Origin of the sequence: Pseudomonas sp. NFIX28 (assembly GCF_900107395.1) — a bacterium.
In the GTDB taxonomy this organism is placed as follows: domain Bacteria; phylum Pseudomonadota; class Gammaproteobacteria; order Pseudomonadales; family Pseudomonadaceae; genus Aquipseudomonas.
This window is the reverse complement of the sequence record NZ_FNPW01000015.1, coordinates 78,586-103,468: the sequence shown is the minus strand read 5'-3', so window position 1 is coordinate 103,468 and position 24,883 is coordinate 78,586. Positions and strand designations below refer to the sequence as shown.

19 protein-coding genes and 2 riboswitches are annotated in these 24,883 nt (G+C 63.5%); of the genes, 8 read left to right on the top strand and 11 right to left on the bottom strand.

Annotation, left to right across the window (positions count from 1 at the left end; genetic code table 11):
- Positions 1-33 precede the first annotated feature (33 nt).
- From BLV20_RS24770 to BLV20_RS24760, 3 genes are all read right to left on the bottom strand, one after another.
- Complete coding sequence (locus BLV20_RS24770) at positions 34-744, bottom strand: histidine phosphatase family protein (protein WP_092305050.1); 711 nt, start codon at positions 742-744, stop codon at positions 34-36.
- Positions 745-1,065: 321 nt separating this feature from the next.
- Complete coding sequence (locus BLV20_RS24765) at positions 1,066-1,482, bottom strand: hypothetical protein (protein ID WP_092305049.1); 417 nt, start codon at positions 1,480-1,482, stop codon at positions 1,066-1,068.
- Positions 1,469-2,599, bottom strand: coding sequence for a polymorphic toxin type 44 domain-containing protein (locus BLV20_RS24760; RefSeq protein WP_092305048.1), 1,131 nt, complete (start codon positions 2,597-2,599; stop codon positions 1,469-1,471). The genes BLV20_RS24765 and BLV20_RS24760 overlap by 14 nt, the downstream gene beginning before the upstream one ends.
- 341 nt (positions 2,600-2,940) lie before the next feature.
- On the opposite strand from BLV20_RS24760, the gene sohB reads away from it, so the two are divergent.
- Positions 2,941-3,963, top strand: a complete 1,023-nt coding sequence (gene sohB, locus BLV20_RS24755) for a protease SohB (protein WP_092305047.1) — start codon at positions 2,941-2,943, stop codon at positions 3,961-3,963.
- 158 nt (positions 3,964-4,121) lie between these two features.
- Here the strand turns inward: sohB and BLV20_RS24750 are convergent, their stop codons facing one another.
- Both BLV20_RS24750 and BLV20_RS24745 read right to left on the bottom strand, forming a co-directional pair.
- Entirely contained in the window at positions 4,122-4,616 is a 495-nt protein-coding gene (locus BLV20_RS24750; RefSeq protein ID WP_007921840.1) for a DUF934 domain-containing protein, read from the bottom strand.
- Complete coding sequence (locus BLV20_RS24745; protein WP_092305046.1) at positions 4,600-6,258, bottom strand: nitrite/sulfite reductase; 1,659 nt, start codon at positions 6,256-6,258, stop codon at positions 4,600-4,602. Before BLV20_RS24745 ends, BLV20_RS24750 begins: the two co-directional genes overlap by 17 nt.
- 497 nt (positions 6,259-6,755) lie before the next feature.
- Here BLV20_RS24745 and BLV20_RS24740 point away from each other — a divergent pair, with 497 nt between their 5' ends.
- Complete coding sequence (locus tag BLV20_RS24740; protein ID WP_092305045.1) at positions 6,756-7,853, top strand: ABC transporter substrate-binding protein; 1,098 nt, start codon at positions 6,756-6,758, stop codon at positions 7,851-7,853.
- A 7-nt stretch (positions 7,854-7,860) separates the two neighbouring features.
- Here the strand turns inward: BLV20_RS24740 and BLV20_RS24735 are convergent, their stop codons facing one another.
- Positions 7,861-8,079 (bottom strand): DUF2970 domain-containing protein, encoded by a 219-nt coding sequence (locus tag BLV20_RS24735; RefSeq protein ID WP_007921856.1) that lies wholly within the window; start codon positions 8,077-8,079, stop codon positions 7,861-7,863.
- Positions 8,080-8,252: 173 nt separating this feature from the next.
- Positions 8,253-11,963 carry a methionine synthase gene (gene metH / locus BLV20_RS24730; protein ID WP_092305044.1) on the bottom strand — a complete coding sequence of 1,237 codons (3,711 nt, stop codon included), beginning with the start codon at positions 11,961-11,963 and terminating at the stop codon, positions 8,253-8,255.
- Positions 11,964-12,118: 155 nt separating this feature from the next.
- Here metH and BLV20_RS24725 point away from each other — a divergent pair, with 155 nt between their 5' ends.
- Both BLV20_RS24725 and nfuA read left to right on the top strand, forming a co-directional pair.
- Positions 12,119-14,410, top strand: a complete 2,292-nt coding sequence (locus tag BLV20_RS24725) for a fatty acid cis/trans isomerase (protein WP_092305043.1) — start codon at positions 12,119-12,121, stop codon at positions 14,408-14,410.
- A 202-nt stretch (positions 14,411-14,612) separates the two neighbouring features.
- Positions 14,613-15,197, top strand: a complete 585-nt coding sequence (gene nfuA, locus BLV20_RS24720; RefSeq protein ID WP_009049665.1) for a Fe-S biogenesis protein NfuA — start codon at positions 14,613-14,615, stop codon at positions 15,195-15,197.
- Between the two features lie 142 nt (positions 15,198-15,339).
- On the opposite strand, the gene cobM is transcribed toward nfuA, so the two are convergent.
- The 4 genes from cobM to BLV20_RS24700 form a co-directional block, all read right to left on the bottom strand.
- Entirely contained in the window at positions 15,340-16,086 is a 747-nt protein-coding gene (cobM, locus tag BLV20_RS24715) for a precorrin-4 C(11)-methyltransferase (RefSeq protein WP_092305042.1), read from the bottom strand.
- Between the two features lie 82 nt (positions 16,087-16,168).
- Complete coding sequence (locus BLV20_RS24710; protein WP_092305041.1) at positions 16,169-16,582, bottom strand: cobalamin biosynthesis protein; 414 nt, start codon at positions 16,580-16,582, stop codon at positions 16,169-16,171.
- Positions 16,579-17,292: a CbtA family protein gene (locus tag BLV20_RS24705; protein WP_092305040.1), complete on the bottom strand. Its 714-nt coding sequence runs from the start codon at positions 17,290-17,292 to the stop codon at positions 16,579-16,581. Before BLV20_RS24705 ends, BLV20_RS24710 begins: the two co-directional genes overlap by 4 nt.
- A gap of 11 nt (positions 17,293-17,303) precedes the next feature.
- Entirely contained in the window at positions 17,304-17,492 is a 189-nt protein-coding gene (locus BLV20_RS24700; protein WP_092305039.1) for a CbtB domain-containing protein, read from the bottom strand.
- 96 nt (positions 17,493-17,588) lie between these two features.
- Positions 17,589-17,810, bottom strand: a riboswitch (cobalamin riboswitch).
- A 105-nt stretch (positions 17,811-17,915) separates the two neighbouring features.
- Positions 17,916-18,115: riboswitch (cobalamin riboswitch) on the top strand.
- A 95-nt stretch (positions 18,116-18,210) separates the two neighbouring features.
- Here BLV20_RS24700 and cobW point away from each other — a divergent pair.
- The 4 genes from cobW (at position 18,211) to BLV20_RS24680 (ending at position 24,860) form a co-directional block, all read left to right on the top strand.
- A complete protein-coding gene (cobW, locus tag BLV20_RS24695; protein ID WP_092305038.1) occupies positions 18,211-19,278 on the top strand; it encodes a cobalamin biosynthesis protein CobW in 1,068 nt (355 codons plus the stop codon).
- Between the two features lie 3 nt (positions 19,279-19,281).
- Positions 19,282-23,055 (top strand): cobaltochelatase subunit CobN, encoded by a 3,774-nt coding sequence (gene cobN, locus BLV20_RS24690; RefSeq protein WP_092305037.1) that lies wholly within the window; start codon positions 19,282-19,284, stop codon positions 23,053-23,055.
- Positions 23,056-23,196: 141 nt separating this feature from the next.
- A complete protein-coding gene (locus tag BLV20_RS24685; RefSeq protein WP_092305036.1) occupies positions 23,197-24,204 on the top strand; it encodes a magnesium chelatase ATPase subunit I in 1,008 nt (335 codons plus the stop codon).
- A 53-nt stretch (positions 24,205-24,257) separates the two neighbouring features.
- Positions 24,258-24,860 carry a vWA domain-containing protein gene (locus BLV20_RS24680; RefSeq protein WP_175540260.1) on the top strand — a complete coding sequence of 201 codons (603 nt, stop codon included), beginning with the start codon at positions 24,258-24,260 and terminating at the stop codon, positions 24,858-24,860.
- Positions 24,861-24,883: the final 23 nt, after the last annotated feature.

Here is a 24,883-nt window from a genome sequence, read left to right as displayed (position 1 = left end):
ATGGGTTGTTACAGCAAGGGTAGTGATCCGGACTCAGCGGAAAGTGATGAGTTCCGGGGCCTTCAGCAGTTGCAGGTGGGCATGGCTGTTGAAGGACGCCAGGGCGACCTCGCGACCGCGAAACTTCAGCTGGTTGAGCGAGGTATTGACGATTTGCCAATTCAGTTCGAAGGCCTGGGCGGCAGGCATCCGGGTAATCAGGTGGAGCAGGGCGGTGATGGTGCCGCCGGAAGTGAATACGGCGATCTTCTGCGTGTTGTCGGCCTGTTCCAGGATGCGCTGCAGGCCGGCCTGTACTCGCTCGACGAACCCCAGCCAGCTTTCCAGGCCCGGCGGATCGAAGGTGCCGGCCAGCCAGCGGTCGATGATCAGGGCGAAGATGCGCTGGAATTCGGCGCGGTTTTGCGCAGCATTGCGCAGGATGTCCAGGGCCTCGGGCTCCTCGGACAACATATCGGGCAGCAAGGCGCGGATCACCGCGTCGGCATCGAATTCGTTGAAGGCCGAGTCGGTTTCCAGGATCGGCGTCGGCAGGCCCGCGGCGCTGAACTGTTGCAGGGCGCAATTGGCGGTGTGTTGCTGGCGGCGCAGGTCGCCCGCCAGGCAGCGGTCGAAGTTCACGCCCAGTTCGACCAGGTGTTGACCGAGCACTTCGGCCTGGCGAATACCAGTAGTCGACAGGACGTCGTAGTCGTCCGCACCGAAGGAGGCCTGGCCATGTCGAATCAGATAGATGCTGCCCACGTCCGCGTCATCCCGGTACGTTGAAAGTTTTGCGAGGTTATGAGGATGCCGGGGAGCTGTCAATGAAAAAACATACGCTTGTTTGAAATGCTCGTTAGAGCACGGTAACAGGAGGTTTCGCGACTGGCCGGCGCCGGTATACCGCGCTGACGACTTTGCAGTGGCTCCCTAATATCAAGATCAATGAAGTAATCATCGAGGGTAACTTCGGTGATGCTATGTACCTCAAACTATTCAGCCCTGTGATGATCCATCTTCACCGCTGCGTTGTCATAAAAGTGAGGTTCTCTGGCCCACGATGACCGGCACTGGTAGAGAACTTTAAGGGCGGAAAGGGTCGGGTTGACCGGGACACTGTTTCAGGCGGGCAATAACATCAGGGTCTGTTTTAGTGATGTCGATCTTACCGCCCCGATCAAGGTAAATGTCCATTGTCTTCCACCGCTTTGGTGTGATGTAGATGCACCGTGCCGGGGTCGTATCGGCCCACCAATCGAACATCATGAAAAAATCCTTATCGGGGAAAATATGCCCTGCATCGCCGGTTGTTTCACCCGGCATCAAGTCCCGTCGAAATATTGAATGCTGCGTATTGAAGACGTATTTGAACTCTTTTGAGCCATCATCTGAGTAGTAAATGACGACCCTTGGCAAAGCCAAATACCAGCATGCAATGAGGAGGCAAGCGAGCCCTGTAAGCCACCGCCCTAAGTAGAGCTTTTTCTCACTTGCAGACATGTGGTTGAACCCCTTTCGCCCAGTCGCTTATGGGTACTGCCAACACTTTGTCCATAATGATCTTCCCTGTGAGGCCGCCATTTGGATATTCCTTGTATAGGTTCATCCCGATAATGATCGAGACCCTATCGGGCACATCATCCCATGCGCGCATACCTTCAACACCCTCAGTCCTTTGCGGTCCATCAAATCTCTTAGGGTTTTTGATGAAGCGCCAAGTGTCTGATCCGATTTGCTCTACACCGGCACCGTCCAATAAGACACTCTCAGAAAGCCCGCCTGCGACACCCACATATCCGTAGTGGATGTTCGACCAGATATCGTAGAAATATTCATAGGTCCCTTGCTTATGCCAAGGGTATTCACCAAAGAGTTTTTGCAGTATTGGCTTGTGGTCCCAGGGCCGATTTTGACCTACTCGCTCGGTCCAGATGGCAAAAGCCTTCGCTCTCTTTCCGAGCGCCAAACTGTAGAAGTCTGGGGCAGGACCGAGTCGCATGTAGAACGGAAGCTCAGCGTATTTCCGCGTTTCCGCAGAAGGACTAAATCTATTCAAATCCCTCATCTGTCGCACAGACGGGCTGTTGATATTGGTATTCATCTCGCCAGCAATGTAGTTCGCCAGTTCCTCCATGCGGTCGGGGTCGGTACAGACCTTTTCCTCTGGTTGCTCTTCAGGCGCCTTAGAGGCCCCATTGGGATCGACCAAAGCATTCGCAGCGGTGGCCTTCTCGGTCAGCTTCGGGTCAGCCAATAAGGTTGCCATCTTTTCATCATCTACAGAGCCATCTGAGCGGAACACTCCGAGCGCTGCGAAGTTGATGATGGCAGCCCCTGGAGCGGGCGCCATGACAAAGCCACCGAAGGTATCGCCTGACCCGGTGATGATGGTCCCGCCGTGGCTGGTGGGGCTCCCTAAGTGAGCCATCGGGCGACCGTTCAGCATGATCGAAGGAAACCCCGTGGTGATGACTGCGCCACAGCCACAAGTGTCACCGACTCGGGCCGCGCCCATGAAGTTGATGTTGATGTCACCAGAAGCGCAAGCAATCGGGGTGCTGCCATGACCGGGAAGCGGGCAGACGTGTTTGTCGCCCAGGCGAGCAGAGGAAAGCATTGAACATCATCCTTGCGTGTAAAGGTCCTTTTAGAGCTTCGCGAGGCTACCAAGTGTCGAGGGGGAAGGCTGTAGGACAACTCTGAACTTAAAGAAGCTCTTCGAGAACCTGACGGAAGAATCTGCAGGATCACCTTAATACGTATATGCGCCAGGTCCCCCCGTGGGCCCTCGCGCCTGAGCATTATCGCGTGCCCGCAGGGGGCCTTATTGCGCTCGCGCAGGCCTCTGGAAGTGGGCCTTCGAGGTGTCACAAACTGTTAGAACTCCGTTAGAACACTGTTAGACATTGGCTTCGAGATGCCCATAGAATGGGGCTTTCAAGCCTCATTGGATGTCTTATGGAGTTTCTCTCCGAGTACGCCAGTTTCCTGGCCAAAACCGTCACTCTGGTCATCGCCATCCTGGTGGTGCTGATCACCGCTGCCTCGCTGCGCAGCAAAGGCCGGCGCAAGGGCGCCGGGCAGTTGCATGTGAGCAAGCTCAACGATTTCTACAAAGACCTGCGCGAGCGCCTGGAACAGAACCTGCTCGACAAGGACCAGCTCAAGGCTTTGCGCAAGTCGCAGGCCAAGGCCGAGAAAAAACACAAGAAGCAGCCCGAGGAAAAGCCTCGGGTGTTCGTGCTGGATTTCAGCGGCGACATCAAGGCCTCGGCCACCGAGGGGCTGCGTCATGAAATTACCGCGCTGCTGAGCCTGGCCACGCCCAAGGACGAAGTGGTGCTGCGCCTGGAAAGCGCCGGCGGCATGGTCCACAGCTACGGGCTGGCCTCGTCGCAACTGGCGCGGATTCGCCAGGCCGGCGTGCCCTTGACGGTGTGCATCGACAAGGTCGCGGCCAGCGGCGGCTACATGATGGCGTGCATCGGCGAGAAGATCATCAGCGCGCCGTTCGCCATTCTCGGCTCGATCGGCGTAGTGGCGCAGCTGCCAAACGTCAACCGCCTGCTAAAAAAGCACGACATCGATTTCGAGGTGCTGACCGCTGGCGAATACAAGCGCACCCTGACCGTGTTTGGCGAAAACACCGAAAAGGGCCGGGAGAAGTTCCAGGAAGACCTGGACGTCACGCATCAGTTGTTCAAGAACTTCGTTGCCCGTTACCGGCCGCAGCTGGTCATCGACGAAGTGGCCACCGGTGAAGTCTGGCTGGGTGTCGCGGCGCAGGAGAAACGACTGGTCGACGAGCTGAAGACCAGCGACGAATACCTGGCCGAGCGCGCCAAGAGCGCCGAGCTGTTCCATCTGCACTATGCCGAGCGCAAAAGCCTGCAGGAGCGGGTTGGGTTGGCGGCGAGCAATTCTGTCGACCGTGTGCTGCTGACTTGGTGGAGCCGCCTGACCCAGCAACGTTTCTGGTAAGGGACACCACCTGTTTTTCTGTAGGAGCGAGGCTTGCCCGCGATCGCGGGCGCCGCGTTAAAGATGCGGCATTTAAAGATGCCGCATTTAAAGATGACAGACATAAAAAAGCCCTGGACCGGTTTCCCGATCCAGGGCTTTTTTTGTTGGTGCGGGCCTTAGCGGCGACGGAACAGCGGCAGCGGTTCGTCGGTGGCGGCCTGGTAGGTCACGGAGAAGTCCTTGAGGCTTTCCAGGGCTTCGTACGGGTCCTTGTCGGCACGCAGGGCGTAGGCGTCGAACCCGCAGCGGCGCAGGTAGAACAGTTGGTCGCGCAGCACATCGCCGATCGCCCGCAGTTCGCCTTTGAAACCGTAGCGGTCACGCAGCAGGCGGGCGTTGGAGTAGTTGCGACCGTCGGTGAACGCCGGGAAGTTCAGGGCGATGACCTGGAAGTGCTGCACGTCATCGCCGATCTCTTCGGCTTCTTCATCGGCGTCCAGCCACACGCCCAGACCACCGTCGCGGGCCTTGAGGGCGTGAGCGTGCTCACGCCACAGGGCCAGCGGCACGATCAGGTCATCGCAGTTGGAAATGCCGTCGAGGGTCGCGTCCTTGGGCAGCAGGTGCCAGGTTTCGTCGATGACCTCGTTGTTTTTAATTATTCGCTGCATAGACGCGCTCCTTGAAGAGGTCGATGCCAATACGTTGGTAGGTGTCGATAAAGCGCTCGTCCTCGGTACGTTGCTCGACGTACACGTCGATCAGCTTCGAGATCACATCGGGCATGTCGTCCTGGGCGAAGGACGGGCCGAGGATCTTGCCCAGGCTGGCGTCGCGGCTGGCGCTGCCACCCAGGGAAACCTGATAGAACTCTTCGCCTTTCTTGTCCACGCCGAGGATGCCGATGTGGCCCACGTGGTGGTGGCCGCAGGCGTTCATGCAGCCGGAGATGTTCAGGTCCAGCTCGCCGATGTCGAACAGGTAGTCCAGGTCGTCGAAACGGCGCTGGATGGATTCGGCGATCGGGATCGACTTGGCGTTGGCCAGGGAGCAGAAGTCGCCGCCCGGGCAGCAGATGATGTCGGTCAGCAGGCCGATGTTTGGCGTGGCGAAACCTTGTTCGCGCAGCTCGCCCCACAGGGTGAACAGTTGGCTCTGCTCGACGTCGGCGAGAATCACGTTCTGCTCGTGGGAAGTGCGCAGCTGGCCGAAGCTGTAGCGGTCGGCCAGGTCGGCGATGCCGTCCAGCTGCTTGTCGGTGACGTCGCCCGGGGCCACGCCAGTGGGTTTGAGCGACAGGGTCACGGCGACATAACCCGGCTTCTTGTGGGCCAGGGTGTTGCGCGTGCGCCAGCGGGCGAAGCCCGGGTGCTGCCGATCGAGCTCGGCCAGTTCGGCGTCCTGGTTGGCCAGGGCCTTGTAGTCCGGATCGACGAAGTGCTTGGCCACGCGATGCACTTCGGCCTCGGTCAAGGTGGTCTGGCCGCCGCGCAGGTGGGCCATTTCCGCTTCGACCTTCTCGGCGAACACCTCTGGGGTCAGCGCCTTGACCAGGATCTTGATCCGCGCCTTGTACTTGTTGTCACGCCGGCCGTAGCGGTTGTACACCCGCAGGATGGCGTCGAGGTAGCTCAATAGATCCTGCCACGGCAGGAACTCATTGATGAAAGCGCCAACGACCGGGGTACGGCCCAGGCCGCCACCGACCAGGACCCGGAAGCCCAGCTCGCCAGCGGCGTTGTGCACCGGCTCCAGGCCAATGTCGTGGACTTCGATAGCCGCGCGGTCCGTGGTCGAGCCGTTGATGGCGATCTTGAACTTGCGCGGCAGGTAGGCGAATTCAGGGTGGAACGTGGTCCATTGACGGACGATTTCACACCAGGGGCGCGGGTCGATCAGCTCGTCGGCGGCGACGCCGGCAAACTGGTCGGTGGTGACGTTGCGCAGGCAGTTGCCGCTGGTCTGGATGGCGTGCATCTGCACGGTCGCCAGCTCAGCCAGGATGTCCGGGATGTCTTCCAGCGCCGGCCAGTTGAACTGCACGTTCTGCCGGGTACTGATGTGGGCGTAGCCCTTGTCGTAGTCGCGAGCGATCTTGGCCATCATTCGTGCTTGGCGCGAAGTCAGCTGGCCATAAGGCACCGCCACCCGCAGCATCGGGGCAAAACGTTGGATATAAAGCCCATTCTGCAGGCGCAGAGGGCGGAATTCTTCTTCGCTCAGCTCGCCTGCCAGATAGCGCCGGGTCTGATCACGGAACTGCTTGACGCGGTCCTCGATGATCCGCTGATCGTACTCGTCGTATACGTACATATAGATCCTGTTCTCAGGCTTATCAGGTGACGCAGAGGCGGATGTCACCCAAGAAATTCTGCGCGCACGGCCGCGCACTCCCAACGGAGCGGGGCGAAGATACCAGTTTGCAGTTATGCGCAAAAGTGATGTTTGAGTATATGCAAAGAACCAAAACGACTAACGGTATCCGCCCGGTTCAAACCCACATTTGTGATGAGGGCAATCCTCGACTTAACTGTGCTCGAGTCTTTATGCAATCACCGATAAAACCGACAAGAGGCGATGCTATGAGCAATCCAACCAAGGCAAGGAAAAGCGACAGCGCTGTCGATGCTTGGGCCATTCTCTTCCTGATCATTCTCGTCGTGGGAACGGCGGTGTTCTGGGTCAGTCATCAATAGTTGCAGCCAGCGATGAACAGAGCCTGAATTGTCAGCGGGAAATGACGATTTGCCGACATTGGCCAGTATTTTGCCAGTTATACTGCGGGGCAATAATCCGGGGCTCTGGTCGCAATGTCGAAGGTGTTTGGTAAGTGTCTGCTGGCGCTACTGCTGGTAGCGGGTGCGCCGTTCTGGGGCGCGGCCCATGCCACCTCGGTGGTGTTTTTGAACCCGGGCAACTCTACTGAAACCTTCTGGGTCGGTTATTCACAATTCATGCAGGCCGCGGCCACCGACCTCGGCCTGGATTTGCGCGTGCGCTATTCGCAGCGCGATGCGCAAACCACCATCCGCCAGGCTCGGGAAGCCCTGCAAGGCCCCGATCGGCCGGATTACCTGGTGGTGGTCAACGAGCAATATGTCGCGCCGGAGATCCTGCGCCTGTCCCAGGGCAGCGGGGTCAGGCTGTTCGTCGTCAACAATGCGCTGACTGCCGATCAGCAGCGCCTTTTGGGAGAGCGCCAGGGCCGCTACCCCGACTGGATCGGCAGCATGATCGCCAACGACGAAGAAGCCGGCTACCTGATGCTCAAGGAGCTGATTCGCCGTCACGGCCCGCTTCCTGCCGGGCAATACCTCGACCTGCTGGCGTTCTCGGGCATGAAGAACACCCCGGTGGCGCAAGCCCGCGAACAAGGCTTGCAGCGAGCGCTGGCCGAGCACCCTGAAGTGCGGCTGCGGCAGTTGGTGTACGGCGAATGGAATCGCCAGCGCGCCTTTGAGCAGGCCCAGCAGTTGCTCAAGCGCTATCCGCAGACGCAGCTGGTCTGGTCGGCCAACGATGAAATGGCGCTGGGAGCAATGGAGGCGCTGGAACAGCAGGGACGGCAACCCGGCAGGGATGTGCTGTTCAGTGCCTTGAACAGTTCGCAACCGGCCTTGCAGGCGCTGATCGATGGGCGCTTGACGGCCTTGATCGCCGGGCATTTCACCCTCGGCGGCTGGGCGATGGTGGTGCTCAACGACGACGCCCGGGGGCTGAACCCTTCGGCCCACGGCGGCCCGAGCTGGCAACTGGAGGTGTTTCAGCTCCTGGACAAGGCCCAGGCGCAGCGCCTGCTGGAGCTGCAGCGCGCACAGCAATACGGCGTAGGCTTTCGCGCGATGACGGCCGAGGGCAAGCCGGCCGGCTACCGTTATCCCTTCTCGCTGAATCTGTTACTGCACTGACAGGCGTTCAAAGCCCCGCCAGGTGCACTACCAGCTTGACGATACCGAACAGGGTCAAGGCGAACACCGCGGTGAACAGAATGCCCAGGATCACGAAATGGCTGGGTTTGCCGTGGGTGAAGTCGCGCTTGCGGTTCTTGCCGCTCTGTACGCCAAAGGCGGCAGCGGCGACGCTTTGCAGCATCTGCCAAAGGGTCGGCGGCTTGTCGTTGATGGGGTCGTCCATAAATCCCTCGACACAAGTGGGTGTGGGGAAAGCATAGACAATTTTCGCGTAGCTCCCGCCCACACACCCTGTAGGAGCGAGCGTGCTCGCGATCAAAACGTCAAGACAGCGCGATTCTTCAGATTCACCGCGTCATCGTTGACGTCTATCGCGAGCAAGCTCGCTCCTACAATTCAGTTGTCGTAACCCAGGTTCGGTGCCAGCCAGCGTTCGGTCACGGCCAGGTCCTGGCCTTTGCGCGCGGTGTAGCTGTTGACCTGGTCCTTGTCGATCTTGCCCACGGCGAAGTATTGCGCCTGCGGATGGGCGAAGTACCAGCCGCTGACCGCCGCCGCCGGGAACATGGCGAAGTGCTCGGTGAGGAACACGCCGCTGCGCCCGGCCTTGCCTTCGGATGCCTCGGGGTCGAGCAGGGCGAACAGCGTGCTCTTCTCGGTATGGTCCGGGCAGGCCGGATAACCCGGGGCAGGGCGGATGCCGCTGTACTGCTCCTTGATCAGCGCCTCGTTGTCCAGCTCTTCATCCTTGGCATAACCCCAGTAGTTTATACGCACTTGCTGGTGCAGCCACTCGGCGCAAGCCTCGGCCAGGCGGTCGGCGAGGGCCTTGACCATGATCGAGTTGTAATCGTCGCCCTTGTCCTGATAGGCCTTGGCCACTTCCTCGGCGCCGATGCCGGCGGTGGTGATGAAGCCGCCCACGTAGTCAGTCACGCCGCTGTCCTTGGGCGCGACGAAGTCGGCCAGGGAGAAGTTCGGCTTGCCGTCGGTCTTGATGATCTGCTGGCGCAAGTGGTGCAGCTTGGCCAGCGGCTGGCCGTCGTCGCCATAGACTTCCAGGTCGTCGTCCTGGACCTGGTTGGCCGGCCAGAAGCCGAACACCGCGCGGGCGCTGATCAACTTCTCGTCGATCAGCTTGTCGAGCATTTCCCGGGCATCCTTGTACAGTGCGGTGGCGGCTTCGCCCACCACTTCGTCCTCGAGGATGCGTGGGAACTTGCCGGCCAGATCCCAGGAGATGAAGAACGGCGTCCAGTCGATGTATTCGGCCAGGACCCGCAGGTCGATATTGTCCAGCACCTTGGCACCGGTGAAAGTCGGCACGGTCGGTTGGTAGCTGCTCCAGTCGAACTGCGGCTTCTTGGCCACGGCGGCCGGGTAGCTCAGGCGCTCGGTACGGGCACTGCGGTTGGCGGTGCGCTCGCGTACTTCCACGTATTCTTCGCGGGTCTTCTCGACGAAACCGGCCTTGAGCTCCTTGGACAGCAGCTGGGTGGCCACGCCGACGGCGCGCGAGGCGTCGGTGACGTAGACCACCGCGTCATTGCTGTACTTGGGCTCGATCTTCACCGCGGTGTGCGCCTTGGAAGTGGTGGCGCCACCGATCATCAGCGGCAGGTGGAAATCCTGGCGCTGCATTTCCCGGGCGACGTGGACCATCTCGTCCAGCGACGGGGTGATCAGGCCGGACAGGCCGATGATGTCGCACTTCTGTTCCTTGGCCACCTGCAGGATCTTCTCCGCCGGCACCATCACGCCGAGGTCGACGATGTCGTAGCCGTTACAGCCCAGCACCACGCCGACGATGTTCTTGCCGATGTCGTGCACGTCGCCCTTGACCGTGGCCATGAGGATCTTGCCCTTGGCTTGCGGCTTGTCGCCTTTTTCCAGCTCGATGAACGGGATCAGGTGGGCCACGGCCTGCTTCATCACCCGGGCGGATTTCACCACCTGGGGTAGGAACATTTTGCCGGCGCCGAACAGGTCGCCGACGATGTTCATGCCGGCCATCAGCGGGCCTTCGATCACTTCGATCGGGCGCGCGAAGGACAGCCGCGACTCTTCGGTGTCCTCGACAATATGGGTGGTGATGCCCTTGACCAGGGCGTGCTCCAGGCGTTTGTTGACGTCCCAGTTGCGCCACTCTTCGGTCTCGGCTTCCTTGACGCTGCCGTCGCCCTTGTACTTGTCGGCGATGGCGAGGAGGGCGTCGGTGCCTTCCGGGGTGCGGTTGAGGATCACGTCCTCGACGGCGTCGCGCAGCTCCTGCGGGATCTGGTCGTAGATCTCCAGCTGGCCGGCGTTGACGATGCCCATGGTCAGGCCGTTGCGGATCGCATACAGCAGGAACACCGAGTGGATCGCCTCGCGCACCGGGTTGTTGCCGCGGAAGGAGAACGACACGTTGGACACGCCACCGGAACTCAGCGCATAGGGCAGCTCGTCGCGGATAAAGGCGCAGGCGTTGATGAAGTCCACCGCGTAGTTGTTGTGTTCCTCGATACCGGTGGCCACGGCGAAGATGTTCGGGTCGAAGATGATGTCTTCCGGCGGGAAGCCGACATCGTTGACCAGAATGTCGTAGGAACGCTTGCAGATTTCCTTCTTGCGCGCCTCGGTGTCGGCCTGGCCGGCTTCGTCGAAGGCCATCACCACCACGGCGGCGCCGTAGCGCTTGCACAGCTTGGCGTGGTGAACGAACTGCTCGACGCCTTCCTTCATGCTGATGGAGTTGACGATGCCCTTGCCCTGGATGCACTTGAGGCCGGCTTCGATCACTTCCCACTTTGAGGAGTCGATCATGATCGGCACGCGCGAGATATCCGGCTCGCCGGCAATCAGGTTGAGGAAGGTCACCATGGCCTTCTTCGAGTCCAGCATGCCTTCGTCCATGTTGATGTCGATCACCTGGGCGCCGGCTTCGACCTGCTGCAGGGCGACTTCCAGGGCTTCGGTGTAGTTCTCTTCACGGATCAGGCGGGCGAACTTGGCGGAACCGGTGATGTTAGTGCGCTCGCCGACGTTGACGAACAACGACTGGCGATCGATGGTGAACGGCTCCAGGCCCGACAGGCGGCAGGCCTTGGGAATGTCCGGAATCTGCCGCGGCGCATAACCGGCCACGGCCTTGGCGATGGCCTCGATGTGCCCCGGGGTAGTGCCGCAGCAGCCGCCGACGATGTTCAGGAAGCCGCTTTGGGCGAACTCTTCGATGACCTTGGCGGTTTGCGCCGGCAGTTCGTCGTATTCGCCGAATTCGTTGGGCAGGCCGGCGTTGGGGTGCGCGGAAACGTGGGTGCTGGCCTTGTTCGACAGCTCCTCCAGGTAAGGGCGCAGTTCGCTGGCGCCGAGGGCGCAGTTGAGGCCGACGGAAATCGGCTTGGCGTGGGCCACCGAGTTCCAGAAGGCTTCGGTGGTCTGGCCGGACAGGGTGCGGCCCGAGGCGTCGGTGATGGTGCCGGAAATCATGATCGGCAGCTCGATGCCCAGCTCTTCGAATACGCCTTGCACGGCGAAGATCGCGGCCTTGGCGTTGAGGGTGTCGAAGATGGTTTCGATCAGGATCAGGTCGGCGCCGCCCTCGATCAGGCCCTTGGTGGCCTCGGTGTAGTTTTCCACCAGCTCGTCGAAGGTGACGTTGCGGTAGCCGGGGTTGTTGACGTCCGGCGACAGCGAGCAGGTGCGGCTGGTCGGGCCCAGCACGCCGGCGACGAAGCGCGGCTTGTCCGGGGTCTCCAGGGTCTTGGCGTCGGCCACCTTGCGCGCCAGGCGCGCGCCTTCTACGTTGAGTTCATAGACCAGCGCTTCCATGCCGTAGTCGGCCATGGAAATCTGCGTGGCGTTGAAGGTGTTGGTCTCGAGGATGTCGGCGCCGGCATCCAGGTAGGCTTTCTCGATGCCGCCGATCACGTCCGGACGGGTCAGCACCAGCAGGTCGTTGTTGCCCTTGACGTCGCTCGGCCAGTCGGCGAAGCGCTTGCCACGGTAGTCCTGCTCCTCGAGCTTGTAGCTCTGGATCATGGTGCCCATGCCGCCGTCGAGAATCAGGATGCGCTCTTTGAGGGCTTGCTGAAGGGCTTGGAGGCGCGTGCTGCGATCGGACATGAAAGACTACCTGGGAGGGCGATTACGAAGGGCGAGGATCATAACAAACCTGTGCGCTTTTAGAGCATGCGGCGCTTTTGCATGAATATCGCTCATGTTGGCAAGGGTGCTGGCCCGGTAGAATCGCCGGATTTTTAATGGACTGGACCAGGGATATGTCTTACCGCGTTGTGATCGGCAGTGCGCTGCTGCTTTTAAGTTCGTTCGCCAGCGCCCAGGGTCCCGCGCCGGCGATCTCCTATACCCGCGATATCCAGCCGATCTTCACCGAGAAGTGCGTGGCCTGCCATGCCTGCTACGACTCCGCTTGCCAGCTCAACCTGGGCAGCGGCGAGGGCGCGGCCCGCGGAGCCTCGAAGCTCCCGGTGTACGACGGCGACCGCAGCCAGGCGCAGGCGCCGACCCGCCTGTTCTACGACGCCTTTGGCAAACAGGCCTGGCAGGGCAAGGGCTTCTATTCGGTGCTCGACGCCCAGGGCAGCCAGGCGGCGCTGATGGCGCGCATGCTGGAGCTAGGCCACAAGACGCCGCTGCAACCCAACGCCAAGGTGCCGGACCACATCGTCCTGGGCCTGAACCGCGAGAACATGTGCGCGCAACCGGCCGAATTCGACGCTTATGCCGGCGCCCATCCACGCGAAGGCATGCCGCTGGCGGTGACTGGCCTGACCGATCAGCAATACCAGACCCTGCAACGCTGGCTGGCGTCCGGGGCGCCGATCGACGAGCAGGGCCTGGCGCCGAGCGCCAGGGAAGCGATGCAGGTCGTGCAGTGGGAAAACCTGCTCAATGCCCCGGGCGCCCGGGAAAGCCTGGTGGCCCGCTGGCTGTTCGAGCACTGGTTCCTCGCCCATATCTACTTCGAGGGTGGCGAGCCGGGGCATTTCTTCCAGTGGGTACGTTCGCGCACGCCGAGCGGCCAGCCGATCGACCTGATCAACACCCGCCGGCCCAACGACGACCCGGGCACCCAGGTGTATTACCGCCTATGGCCGGTGCAGGGGGTGATCGTGCACAAGACCCACATCACCTACCCGCTGAGCGCGGCGAAGATGGCGCGGATCAAGACCCTGTTCTACAGCGGCGACTATCAGGTCAGCGCATTGCCGGGTTACGGCCCGGGCCGCCGCGCCAACCCGTTCGAGACCTTCGAGGCGATTCCGGCCAAGGCCCGCTACCAGTTCATGCTGGATAACGCCGAGTACTTCGTGCGCACCTTTATCCGCGGTCCGGTGTGTCGCGGGCAGATCGCCACCGACGTGATTCGCGACAACTTCTGGGCGCTGTTCCAGGCCCCGGAGCACGATCTCTATATCACCGACCCGGCCTACCGTGGCCAGGCCACGCCGCTGCTGGCCATGCCCGGGCAGAACGATGATGTCGGCAGTGTGCTGAGCCTGTGGCTGGCCTATCGCGATAAGCGCAACGAATACGAAGTCCTGCGCCGCGACTCCTACGCGGCCGCCCCGGCGCCGAGCTGGTCGACCCTGTGGGCGGGCAACGACAATGCGCTGCTGAGCATTTTCCGCCATTTCGACAGCGCCTCGGTGACCAAGGGCCTGATCGGCGAGGTGCCGCAGACCTTGTGGCTGTTCGACTATCCACTGCTGGAGCGCACCTATTACCAGCTGGCGGTCAACTTCGACGTGTTCGGCAATGTCTCGCACCAGGCGCAGACCCGGCTGTATTTCGACCTGATCCGCAACGGCGCCGAGCAGAACTTCCTGCGCCTGATGCCTGCCGGCACCCGTGAGGATTTCCTCGACGATTGGTACCAGAACAGCGGCAAGTTCAAGATGTGGCTGGACTACGAGTCCATCGACGACGATAAGGACAGCGCCCTGGTCCTGGACGAAAAGGACCCGAAACGCGATTTCGCCCACCAGTTGCTGAGCCGTTACGGCGACCTCAACGCCCAGCCCGACCCGATCAACCGCTGTGACGGCGCCTACTGCTCGCGGCCGAATATCGACCCGGCGCTGCAGGACGCCGAGCAGGCCCTCAGCAACCTGGTTTCGCGCCCGGCGGCCGGCATGCGGGTCATCGACCTGCTGCCGGAGGCGACCATGCTGCGCATCCAGGCGCCGAGCGGCAAGCGGGTGTTCTACAGCATGCTGCGTAACCGTGCCCACAGTAACGTGGCGTTCCTGCTCGGCGAGTCGCTGCGCTACCAGCCGGGGCTGGACACCCTGACCATCTACCCGGGCGTGCTCAGCAGCTACCCGAACTTCATGTTCAACATCCCCGCCGGGCAGGTGCCGGAGTTCGTGGCCGAGATGGAAAACGCCAAGGATGCTCATCGTTTCGAGAAGATCGTCGAGCGTTGGGGCATCCGTCGCAGCCATCCGCAGTTCTGGCAGTACTTCCATGACCAGACCCGGTACATTCTCGAAACCGATCCGAAAGAGGCGGGCGTGCTGGACATGAACCGCTACGAGAACCTCTGAAGACGCCAAGCGCTTGAAATTCCGGGCCGGAGCCCTCAGGTTCCGGCCCGGCCCACCCGGAAAAACCTTGTTAAACATCCCTGGCGTTGCGCCGACCACGTAACGCGGGCCTATCGACCAAGGTCTATCCCGACAAAAATACTAGGACTTTGTCCGGCACGCCGATTGGCGTAAACTGCGCCCACGCCTGCGAGGAACTTCCATGACCGCTATTACCATTACCGACGCCGCCCACGATTATCTGGCTGATCTGCTCTCCAAGCAGAACACCCCGGGCATCGGCATCCGCATCTTTATTACCCAGCCTGGGACTCAATACGCCGAGACCTGCATCGCCTATTGCAAGCCGGGTGAAGAAAAACCTGAAGACAAGGCCCTGGGCCTCAAGAGCTTCACTGCCTACATCGACGCCTTCAGCGAAGGCTTCCTCGATGACGCGGTGGTCGACTACGCCACCGACCGCATGGGCGGCCAGCTGACCATCAAGGCGCCCAACGCCAAGGTGCCGATGGTCAATGCCGACAGCCCGATCAACGAGCGCATCAACTACTACCTGCAGACCGAGATCAACCCGGGGCTGGCCAGCCACGGCGGCCAGGTCAGCCTGATCGACGTGGTCGAGGACGGCATTGCCGTGCTGCAGTTCGGCGGTGGTTGCCAGGGCTGCGGCCAGGCCGACGTGACCTTGAAGGAAGGCATCGAGCGCACCCTGCTCGAGCGCATTCCCGAGCTCAAGGGTGTACGTGACGTCACCGACCACACGCAGAAAGAAAACGCCTACTACTAAGGCGTTCGCTGCGGACATAAAAAACGGCGCCCCGTGAGCGCCGTTTTTTTATGCCTGATGCTTGGGGTTTCAGGTGCGCCGTGTTGCCCGGATCGCGAGCAAGTCGGATCGCCGCCCGTTCGCTCCTACAGAGACATGCTCTTCAAGGTCGATACAAATGCGCATGCCCGGCGCGATACAACGACGATTCACTGAAACTGTCGGTGGCCAGCACCCGGCCCACCAGGATCAGCGCCGTGCGCCGAAAGCCCTTGGCCTGGACCTTTTCGACAATGTCCGCCAGCGTGCCCAGCACCCAGTCCTGGTCTGGCCAGGTCGCCCGGTGCACCACGGCAATCGGGCAGTCGGCGCCGTAGTGGGGCAGCAGCTCGGCGACGATCTTCGACAGATGGTTGACCCCCAGGTGGATCGCCATGGTCGTGCCATGGGCGGCCAGGCTGGCGAATTCCTCGCCGGCGGGCATCGAGGTCTTGTCGGCATAACGGGTCAGGATCACGCTCTGGGCGATGTCCGGCAGGGTCAGTTCGGCGCCCAGCAAGGCTGCGCAGGCCGCGGTGGCGGTCACGCCGGGGACGATCTCGAAGGGGATGCCCAGTTCGCGCAGACAGCGGATCTGCTCGCCGATGGCGCCGTACAGGCTGGGGTCGCCGGAGTGCACACGGGCCACGTCCTGGCCTTTGGCATGGGCTTCCTTGATCAGTTCGATGATCTGCTCCAGATGCAGCTCGGCGCTGTTGACCACCTGCTCGGCGCGGTGCCCCTGGAGCACGGCCTCGGGCACCAGGGAGCCGGCATAGATAATGACCGGGCAACTGTGGATCAGCCGCTGGCCCTTGACGGTGATCAATTCCGGGTCGCCGGGACCTGCGCCGATAAAAAAGACGGTCATGGCGTTCTCCTGTGAAAAAAAGGGGCGAGGCAACCTCACAGATGAAGATTGCTCATGATCAGCGGCGGCGATTATCGAAGATTTACCCGGCGCAGGCCAAGGCGAGGGTCACCTGGGCGTATTTCTGCCGCGGTACAAGCAACCTTGGCGGACGCCGCGCCAGCTGTTCGGCCAGGGCCAGGGCGGCGCTTTCGGCGACCCCGTAGCAGCCGGTGCGCTCGTAGGCGATGGCCGAACGATGGCTGAGTTGCGGGGCGTAGGGCGCCAGCTGCTGGCTGCTGAAACAGATCAGGGGCAAGCCCAGTTGCGCGGCCAGGGCCATCAGGCCGGGCTCGTCGCGTTTCAGGTCGATACTGGCCAGCGCCCGGATTTGCCCGAGGTCGATGCGCTGGGCGTCCAGGGTCTGGTCGAGCAGCGCACGCAAAGTCTCCACCGGGCAACCCCGCTGGCAGCCCAGGCCGACCACCAGGGTCGGCGCTGTGCTGGTTTGCGTCATGCCGAGTACTGGTCGTCGCTCTTGCGGCGGAACAGCCAGGCGCTGATCAGGCCCAGGGCCAGCCAGAACGCGGCATTGGTCAGCTGCGAAGCGATCTTGAACTGCGTTTCCAGCTCCTGCGGCGCTAGCATCGAATGCACTTGCGGCTGCGGCGCGCCGATGAGGTGCGGCACGGCGAGGATGGCCACGCCCAGCAGCTTCAGCAGCCAGTTCCGGGCGAAAACGATCAGGGCAATGCCAGCCGCGGTGGAGGCGGCGGTACTGACCCACCAGATCTGCCGTTGCGCCAGGTCCGCGGCAGCGGTGCCGGGCAGTTCAGGCGGCAGGCCGAGGGTCGGCGCCAGGCAGAAAGTCGCATAGCCGGCCAGGCCCCAGAGCAGGCCCTGGGAGGCACGGTTCGGTGCGCGCAGGGTGTAGAGGCCGGCAAGCATCAGGGCGAACCCGACGGCGACCACCAGGTTGCCGCCGGTGGTGGAGAGCACGCGCTGCCAACCGTCTTCTGGTGCCCAGGCTTCGGCGTCGTGGCTGTGGGCGGCGGTGCCGGCGGCGTGTTCATGCACGTCTTCGTGCGCCTGGGTGGCGGCTGGGGCCTGCTCGTAGGTTTCCGCCTGCAGGATCAGCGGCGCGACCCACAAGCTTTGCAGCAGGGTCAGCAACAGGGCCGCCAGCAACCCGGTGAAACCCGCGGTTTGCGCGATACGCTTGATCATTTCGGCAGGTCTCAGTGGCAAGGGAAGGCAGCGCTGTGACGGGTGTCGTGGGCGGCGTTGTGCACCGCTTCGATATGGGAGAAACCGGCGAAATACACAAGGCTGGCACCGAGGATCGAGGCGCCGATGGCGACGACCAGGCGTTGGCTCAGGGTGGCGGTAGTGGTGCTGGAATGGCTGGTGCTGCTGATGATCGACATGGCGCTTCCCTCTGGTGTGTCAGCGGGTGGATCGAGCGCAGCAAAACCCCGCGGGCAGGCCCGCAGGGATTTAACAGCGCCCGCCCACCGCGGGTTTGTTATGACTGTGTAGCGGGCCGGTCTCCGGGCTCGCGAGGGGCGGGGCTGATGCCTGGCCTGCAAGAATCACCTTCCCATGCCGGACTGCTGGCACAGTGGATCTGATTCTTCGCTCGCTTACCGTTGCGGGGGCAGCACCGGACTGATCAAGGCGTGTGGCCATGACGCACCGGTTTCCCGTTTCACCCTGTGAAGGGCACCCGTAACAAGTTGTGTAGGAGAGCATGGGCAAGGGAGAGGCGTCAATTGGCAATGGTTCGCGTTTTTGCTGGCGATTCGCGGCGCCTCGCGCTGCATGAACATTGACCGCCCCCCACGCTCTGCGTAGCCTTGCGCTCTCGAGGTTCTTCGGCGTCTGCCGAAGCTAAGAAGGGAACGCGGTCCAAGCCGCGGCTGCCCCCGCAACTGTAAACGGTGATAAACGATGCAAGGCCACTGCCAAACGGCGGGAAGGCGCATCGTTGGCCAGTCCCACGACCGGCACGCCGTCAGCCAGGAGACCTGCCTCGGAGCTGATTCTCACTACAACCGGGCGGGGTGATCCGGTGGCGAACTCTTCCGTGCACCTGCCTGCGCGGTTCTCGTCCCGTATGCCCGCCACCTTGCCAAAGGGCATCCGATGAAAACACTGGCCAAACTTCCCGTCACCATCGTTACCGGCTTCCTCGGCTCGGGCAAAACCACCTTGCTGCGGCACATGCTGGACAACGCCCAGGGCCGACGCATCGCGGTGATCGTCAACGAGTTCGGCGAACTGGGCATCGACGGCGAGATCCTCAAGCAGTGTTCCATCGGTTGCACCGAGGAAGAAGCCAGCGGCCGCGTCTACGAGCTGGCCAACGGCTGCCTGTGCTGCACCGTGCAGGAAGAGTTCTTCCCGGTGATGCGCGAGCTGGTGGCCCGTCGCGGCGACCTTGACCATATCCTCATCGAAACCTCTGGCCTGGCCCTGCCAAAACCTTTGGTACAGGCTTTCCAGTGGCCGGAAATCCGCAGCGCCTGCACCGTCGATGCGGTGATTACCGTGGTCGACAGCCCGGCCGTGGCCGCCGGCACCTTCGCCGCCTACCCGGACCAGGTCGATGCCCAGCGCAAGCTCGACCCCAACCTGGACCACGAGTCGCCGCTGCACGAGCTGTTCGCCGACCAACTGTCCAGCGCCGACCTGGTGATCCTCAACAAGGCTGACCTGATCAGCCCGGAAGGCCTGGCCAAGGTGCGCCTGGAGGTGGCCGAGGAGCTGCCGCCGGCGGTGAAAGTCATCGAAGCCAGCAGCGGGCGCCTGCCGCTGGACGTGCTGCTGGGCCTGGGCAACGGCTCGGAAGAACACATCGACGGCCGCCACAGCCATCACGACCATCACCACGATGGTGACGATCATGATGATCATGACCACGACGCTTTCGATTCCATCTCCATCGAGCTGCCGCAGGCTGACGAAAGCCTGCTGCTGGACGCCCTGACCCAACTGGTGGTGCAGCACGGCATCCTGCGGGTCAAGGGTTTCGCGGCGATCCCCAACAAGCCGATGCGCCTGTTGATCCAGGGCGTGGGCACGCGTTTCGACAAACACTTCGACCGCCAGTGGGGCGCCGACGAAGCGCGTACCACGCGCCTGGTGCTGATTGGCCAGGAGCTGGACGCCGCACTGCTCGAAGCGCAATTGCGCGCCGCGCTCAGCGTGTAAGCCATGCACCTGCTCAGGACCCAGCCCGGCGGTTTCGTGTCGGACGACAACATTGCCGACCTTGGACAAACCCCCGCCGAGCTGGTGATCCTGTGCAGCGGCGATTCCAGCCTGGCGCTGCTGGCCGAAGCGGCGCAGCAACTGCCGGAGGATTACCCGAGCTTTCGCCTGGCCAACCCGATGCAGGTGCAGAACCACGCCTCGGTCGACCTGTATGTCGACCAGGTGCTGCGCCACGCCAAGGTGATCCTGCTTTCCCTGCACGGTGGCATCGCCTATTGGCGCTATGGCATCGAGCAATTGGTGCAGCTGGCGCAGCGCGGCGTGCAGCTGATCCTGGTGCCGGGCGACGACCGCCCGGACCCGGAGCTGAGCGACCTGAGCACGGTGCCCAGCGCCGATCGCGAGCGTCTCTGGCACTTCCTGCGCCAGGGCGGCATGGGCAATGCGCTGAACCTGTACCGCTGCCTGGCCAGTGGCTGGCTGGGGTGCGATTACTCCTGGTCGGAGCCGCAGACCCTGCCGCGCACGGCGATCTACCACCCACACCAAAGCAGCGCCGCCCTCGGCGACTGGCAAGCCGACTGGCGGACCGGCCAGCCGGTGGCGGCGCTGCTGTTCTACCGCTCGCATTTGCAGGCGGCCAACACGGCCTTTATCGACGAGTTCTGTGAGCGCTTGCTGGCGGCGGGCCTCAACCCCTTGCCGATTGCCCTGGCCAGCCTGAAGGAGCCCGGCTGCCTGGCGGTGGTCGAGGACCTGCTGGACGAAGTCGAGGCCGGGGTGATCCTCAACACCACCGGCTTTGCTCAGTCCAGCCCGGAGGCGCCGCACCTGCGGCCGTTTCGCCGCAACATCCCGGTGATCCAGGCCATCTGCGCCCAGGACAACGAACCGGGCTGGCGCGCCAGCGAGCAGGGCCTGGGCCCGCGGGACCTGGCGATGCACATCGCCTTGCCGGAGCTGGACGGGCGCATCATCAGCCGGCCCATCAGCTTCAAGGACCTGGCCTGGCGCAGCGAGCGCAGCCAGTCGGACGTGGTCTGCTACCGGTCCGCCCCCGAGCGCATGGACTTTGTCGCCGAACTGGCGCGGCGCTGGATCGATCTGGCGCGGCTGCCGAATGCCGAAAAACGCATCGCCCTGATCCTCGCCAACTACCCGACCCGCGACGGCCGCATCGGCAACGGCGTGGGCCTGGACACGCCGGCGGCGGCGCTGAATATCCTGCGCGCGCTGCACGCCGAGGGTTATCCGCTGCCGGCCGAGTTGCCGGACAGCGGGACGGCACTGATCCAGCAACTGCTGGGCGGCGTCAGCAACGACCTGGACAGCCTCGACCTGCGCCCGTGCCAGCAAAGCCTGGCGCTGGACGAGTACCAGGCCATGTTCGACGCGCTGCCCGAAGCCAACCGCCTGGCGGTGCTCGAGCGTTGGGGCGGCCCGGAAAACGACCCGATGTTCCGCGGCGGGCGGCTGATGATCGCCGGCCTGCGTTTTGGCCTGACCTTTGTCGGCATCCAGCCGGCGCGCGGTTATCAGGTCGATCCGAGCGCGGTCTATCACGACCCGGACCTGGTCCCACCGCATGCTTACCTGGCGTTCTATTTCTGGCTGCGCCACACCTGCGGCGCCCATGGGCTGATCCATGTCGGCAAGCACGGCAACCTGGAATGGCTGCCGGGCAAGGGCGTCGGCCTGTCCGAGAACTGCTGGCCGGACGCGCTGCTGGGGCCGCTGCCGAACATCTATCCATTCATCGTCAACGACCCGGGCGAGGGCGCCCAGGCCAAGCGCCGGACCCAGGCGGTGATCATCGACCATCTGATGCCGCCGCTGACCCGCGCCGAAACCTATGGCCCATTGCGCGACCTGGAACTGCTGGCCGACGAATACTACGAAGCGCAGCTGCTCGACCCGCGCCGCGCCCGCGAGCTGCAAAAAGACATTCTCAAGCTGGTGCGCGTGACCCATATCGACCGCGAACTGCAACTGGACGGGCAGCTCGACGGCGAGGCCGATGCCGCGCTCTGGCTGCCACGGCTGGATACCTACCTGTGCGATCTGAAAGAGTCGCAGATCCGCGACGGCCTGCATGTGTTCGGCGAATCGCCTGTCGGCCGCCTGCGCATCGATACCTTGCTGGCCTTGCTGCGCATTCCCCGTGGCGATGGCCGGGGCGCGCAGTCGAGCTTGCTGCGGGCCCTGGCCAAGGCTTTCGAGCTGGGTTTCGACCCGCTCGATTGCGCCCTGGCCGAGCCCTGGAGCGGGCGCCGGCCACAGGCCTTGCAGGACCTCAGCGAGCAACTGTGGCGCACCGCCGGCGATACGCGGGAGCGTCTGGAGCTGTTCGCCGGGCATTTGATCGAAGTAGCGTTGTCGGGTGAAGTCGCGCAACTGGACGAGCCCGGCTGGAGCGAGGTCAAGGCGATCATCGACAGCCTGCGCGACGTGGTGGCGCCGCGCCTGGATGCCTGCGGCCCGGCGGAAATGCGCGGCTTGCTGGACGCCCTCGGCGGGCGTTTCGTGCCGGCCGGGCCTAGCGGCGCACCGAGTCGCGGGCGCCTGGATGTGCTGCCCACCGGGCGCAACTTCTATTCGGTGGACGTGCGCAACTTGCCGACCACTACCGCCTGGCGCATCGGCTTCCAGTCGGCCAACCTGATCCTCGAGCGGCACCTGCAGGACCATGGCGATCACCTGCGCCAGCTCGGCCTGTCGGTGTGGGGCACCGCCACCATGCGCACCGGCGGCGACGATATCGCCCAGGCCATGGCGCTGATGGGCGTGCGCCCGGTATGGGCCACCGGCAGCCAGCGGGTCGACGACTTCGAGATCCTGCCGCTGAGCCTGCTGGACCGCCCGCGGGTGGACGTGACCCTGCGCGTGTCCGGATTCTTTCGTGATGCCTTCGCCAACCTGATCCGGCTGTTCGACGCCGCGGTGCAGGCGGTGGCCGCGCTGGACGAGCCGGACGATCTCAACCCCCTGGCGGCCAAGGTCCGCGCCGAGCGCCAAGCGCTGGAGCAGTCCGGCCTGGATGCCGATGCGGCGCGGCGCCAGGCCGGCTGGCGGATCTTCGGCGCCAAGCCCGGGGCCTATGGCGCGGGCGTGCAGGGCGCCATCGACGGTCGCCTGTGGCAGAGCCGCGAGGACCTGGCCGAGGTCTACCTCAATTGGGGCGGCTACGCCTATGGCGGCGCCGACGAAGGCACAGCGGCGCGGGAACAGTTCGCCCAGCGCCTGAGCCAGGTGCAGGCCGTGCTGCAGAACCAGGACAACCGCGAACACGACCTGCTGGATTCCAACGACTACTACCAGTTCCAGGGCGGCATGCTCGCCGCCGTGGAAAGCCTCAGTGGCAATACGGCCGCCAGTTACCACGGCGACCATAGCCAGCCGGACCTGCCGAAAATCCGCAGCCTCAAGGAAGAGCTGAACCGGGTGATCCGCTCCCGCGCGGCCAATCCGAAGTGGATCGAAGGGGTGAAACGCCACGGCTACAAGGGCGCCTTTGAAATGGCCGCCACCGTGGACAATCTGTTCGCCTTCGACGCCACCACCCAACTGATCGACGATCACCAGTACGCCTTGCTGGCCGACGCCTATCTGCTGGACCCGGCGACCCGCGAATTCATCCGGCAGCACAACCCGCATGCGTTGCGCGACATGACCGAGCGCCTGCTCGAGGCCCAGCAGCGCGGGCTGTGGCAAGAGCCCGGCGAGTACCGCGAGGCCCTGGAAAACCTGCTGCTGGATATAGAAGAAGATTCGTGACTGTAGCCGCTGCCGAAGGCTGCGATCGGCCCCGCAGGGGACGCGCTCTTGAGGCAGCTGGAAGGCCCTTCGGGCCTTATCGCAGCCTGCGGCAGCGGCTACACCGATTGATGTTCGTGCATCCCTTTACCGAGAACCGACATGAGCGATACCCCACATTTCCCGCTGTCCGCCGTGGTCGGCGCCGATGCCTTGAAACTGGCGCTGTGCCTGACGGCCATCGACCCGAAAATCGGCGGGGTGTTGATCGAAGGCCCGCGTGGCATGGCCAAGTCGACCCTGGCCCGTGGCCTGGCGGACCTGCTGGCGAGCGGGCAGTTCGTCACCTTGCCCCTGGGCGCGACCGAGGAGCGCCTGGTGGGCACCCTGGACCTGGACGCGGCGCTGGGCGAGGGCCGGGCGCAGTTTTCCCCGGGCGTACTGGCCAAGGCCGATGGCGGGGTGCTCTACGTCGATGAGGTGAACCTGCTGCCGGACCATCTGGTGGACTTGCTGCTGGACGTGGCCGCCAGCGGCACCAACCTGATCGAGCGCGACGGTATTTCCCACCGGCATTCGGCCCGCTTCGTGCTGATCGGCACGATGAACCCGGAAGAGGGCGAGTTGCGCCCGCAACTGCTGGATCGCTTTGGCCTGAATGTCGCCCTGAGCGGGCAGACGCCGCCCACTGAGCGCGGGCAGATCATTCGTCGCCGGCTGGATTTCGACAGCGACCCCCAGGCTTTCTGTGAGCAGTGGGCCGCCGAGCAGGAGGCGCTGCGCCAGCGCTGCCAGCGGGCCCGGCTGTTGCTGGCGGAAATTGCCCTGGACGACCGTGCGCTGGAGCGCATCACTGAACGTTGTTTCGCTGCCGGCGTCGATGGCTTGCGCGCGGACCTGGTCTGGCTGCGTGCCGCCCGGGCCCATGCGGCCTGGCGCGGTGCCCACGCTATCGATGAGCTGGACATCGACGCCGTGGCCGAATTCGCCCTGCGCCATCGTCGTCGCGACAACCCACCGAGCGCGGCGCCCGCGCCGCAGCCGTCTTCCGCGCCATCGCCGGGCCAATCCCGTCCCGCCGAAGGCCAGGGCCAATGGGGCGAACTGCCGGCCCAGGCGTTGCCTACCGGGGCCCGACGCGAAGTGCCGAGCTGGCCAAAAAAGCCCTAGGCATTCGCCCCCGGTCCGACGCGGGGGCGAATGCCAAACCCCGCGCCGGGCGATTGGACAAGGGCAGGCAAGGCCGCGCGCGCGCGGCCGTCCACGGCTCGATCAACTGGCCGGGCACCTTGCTCAATGGCCGGCCACGCCAGCGCGATGATCTGTTATGGCACCTGCGCAGCCGTTCGCCCCATGAACTGTGGCTGGTGATCGTCGATGCCTCGGCCTCGACCCGCCGCCATCAGGCGCTGAGCGATGCCAAGGGCCTGCTGGCCCAGCTGTTCGACGATGCTTACCGCCAGCGTGCGCGCCTGGCCCTGCTGACCGCCAGCGGTCGCGCGCCGAACTGGCAGGTGCAGGGGCTGAAAGCCACCAAGGATCTGCGGGGCTGGCTCGACGACCTGGGGGCGGGGGGCGGCACGCCGTTGCTGGCGGCCTTGGCCGAGGCCGGGCGCTGGCTGGTCTGCCGGCAGAAACGCTATCCGGCCGAACAGCAGCGGGTGCTGCTGCTCACCGATGGCCGGCTGAAAATCCTGCCGCCGCTGGCAGGCCTGGGTTGCCCGACCCTGTTGATCGATATCGAACGCGGGCCGATCCGCCTCGGCCGCGCTCGTGAACTGGCGCAGCTACTGGATGCGCAGTACCGGCATATCGATGGGCTGTGACGGAGTGAGGGCAGTCCGCCCCT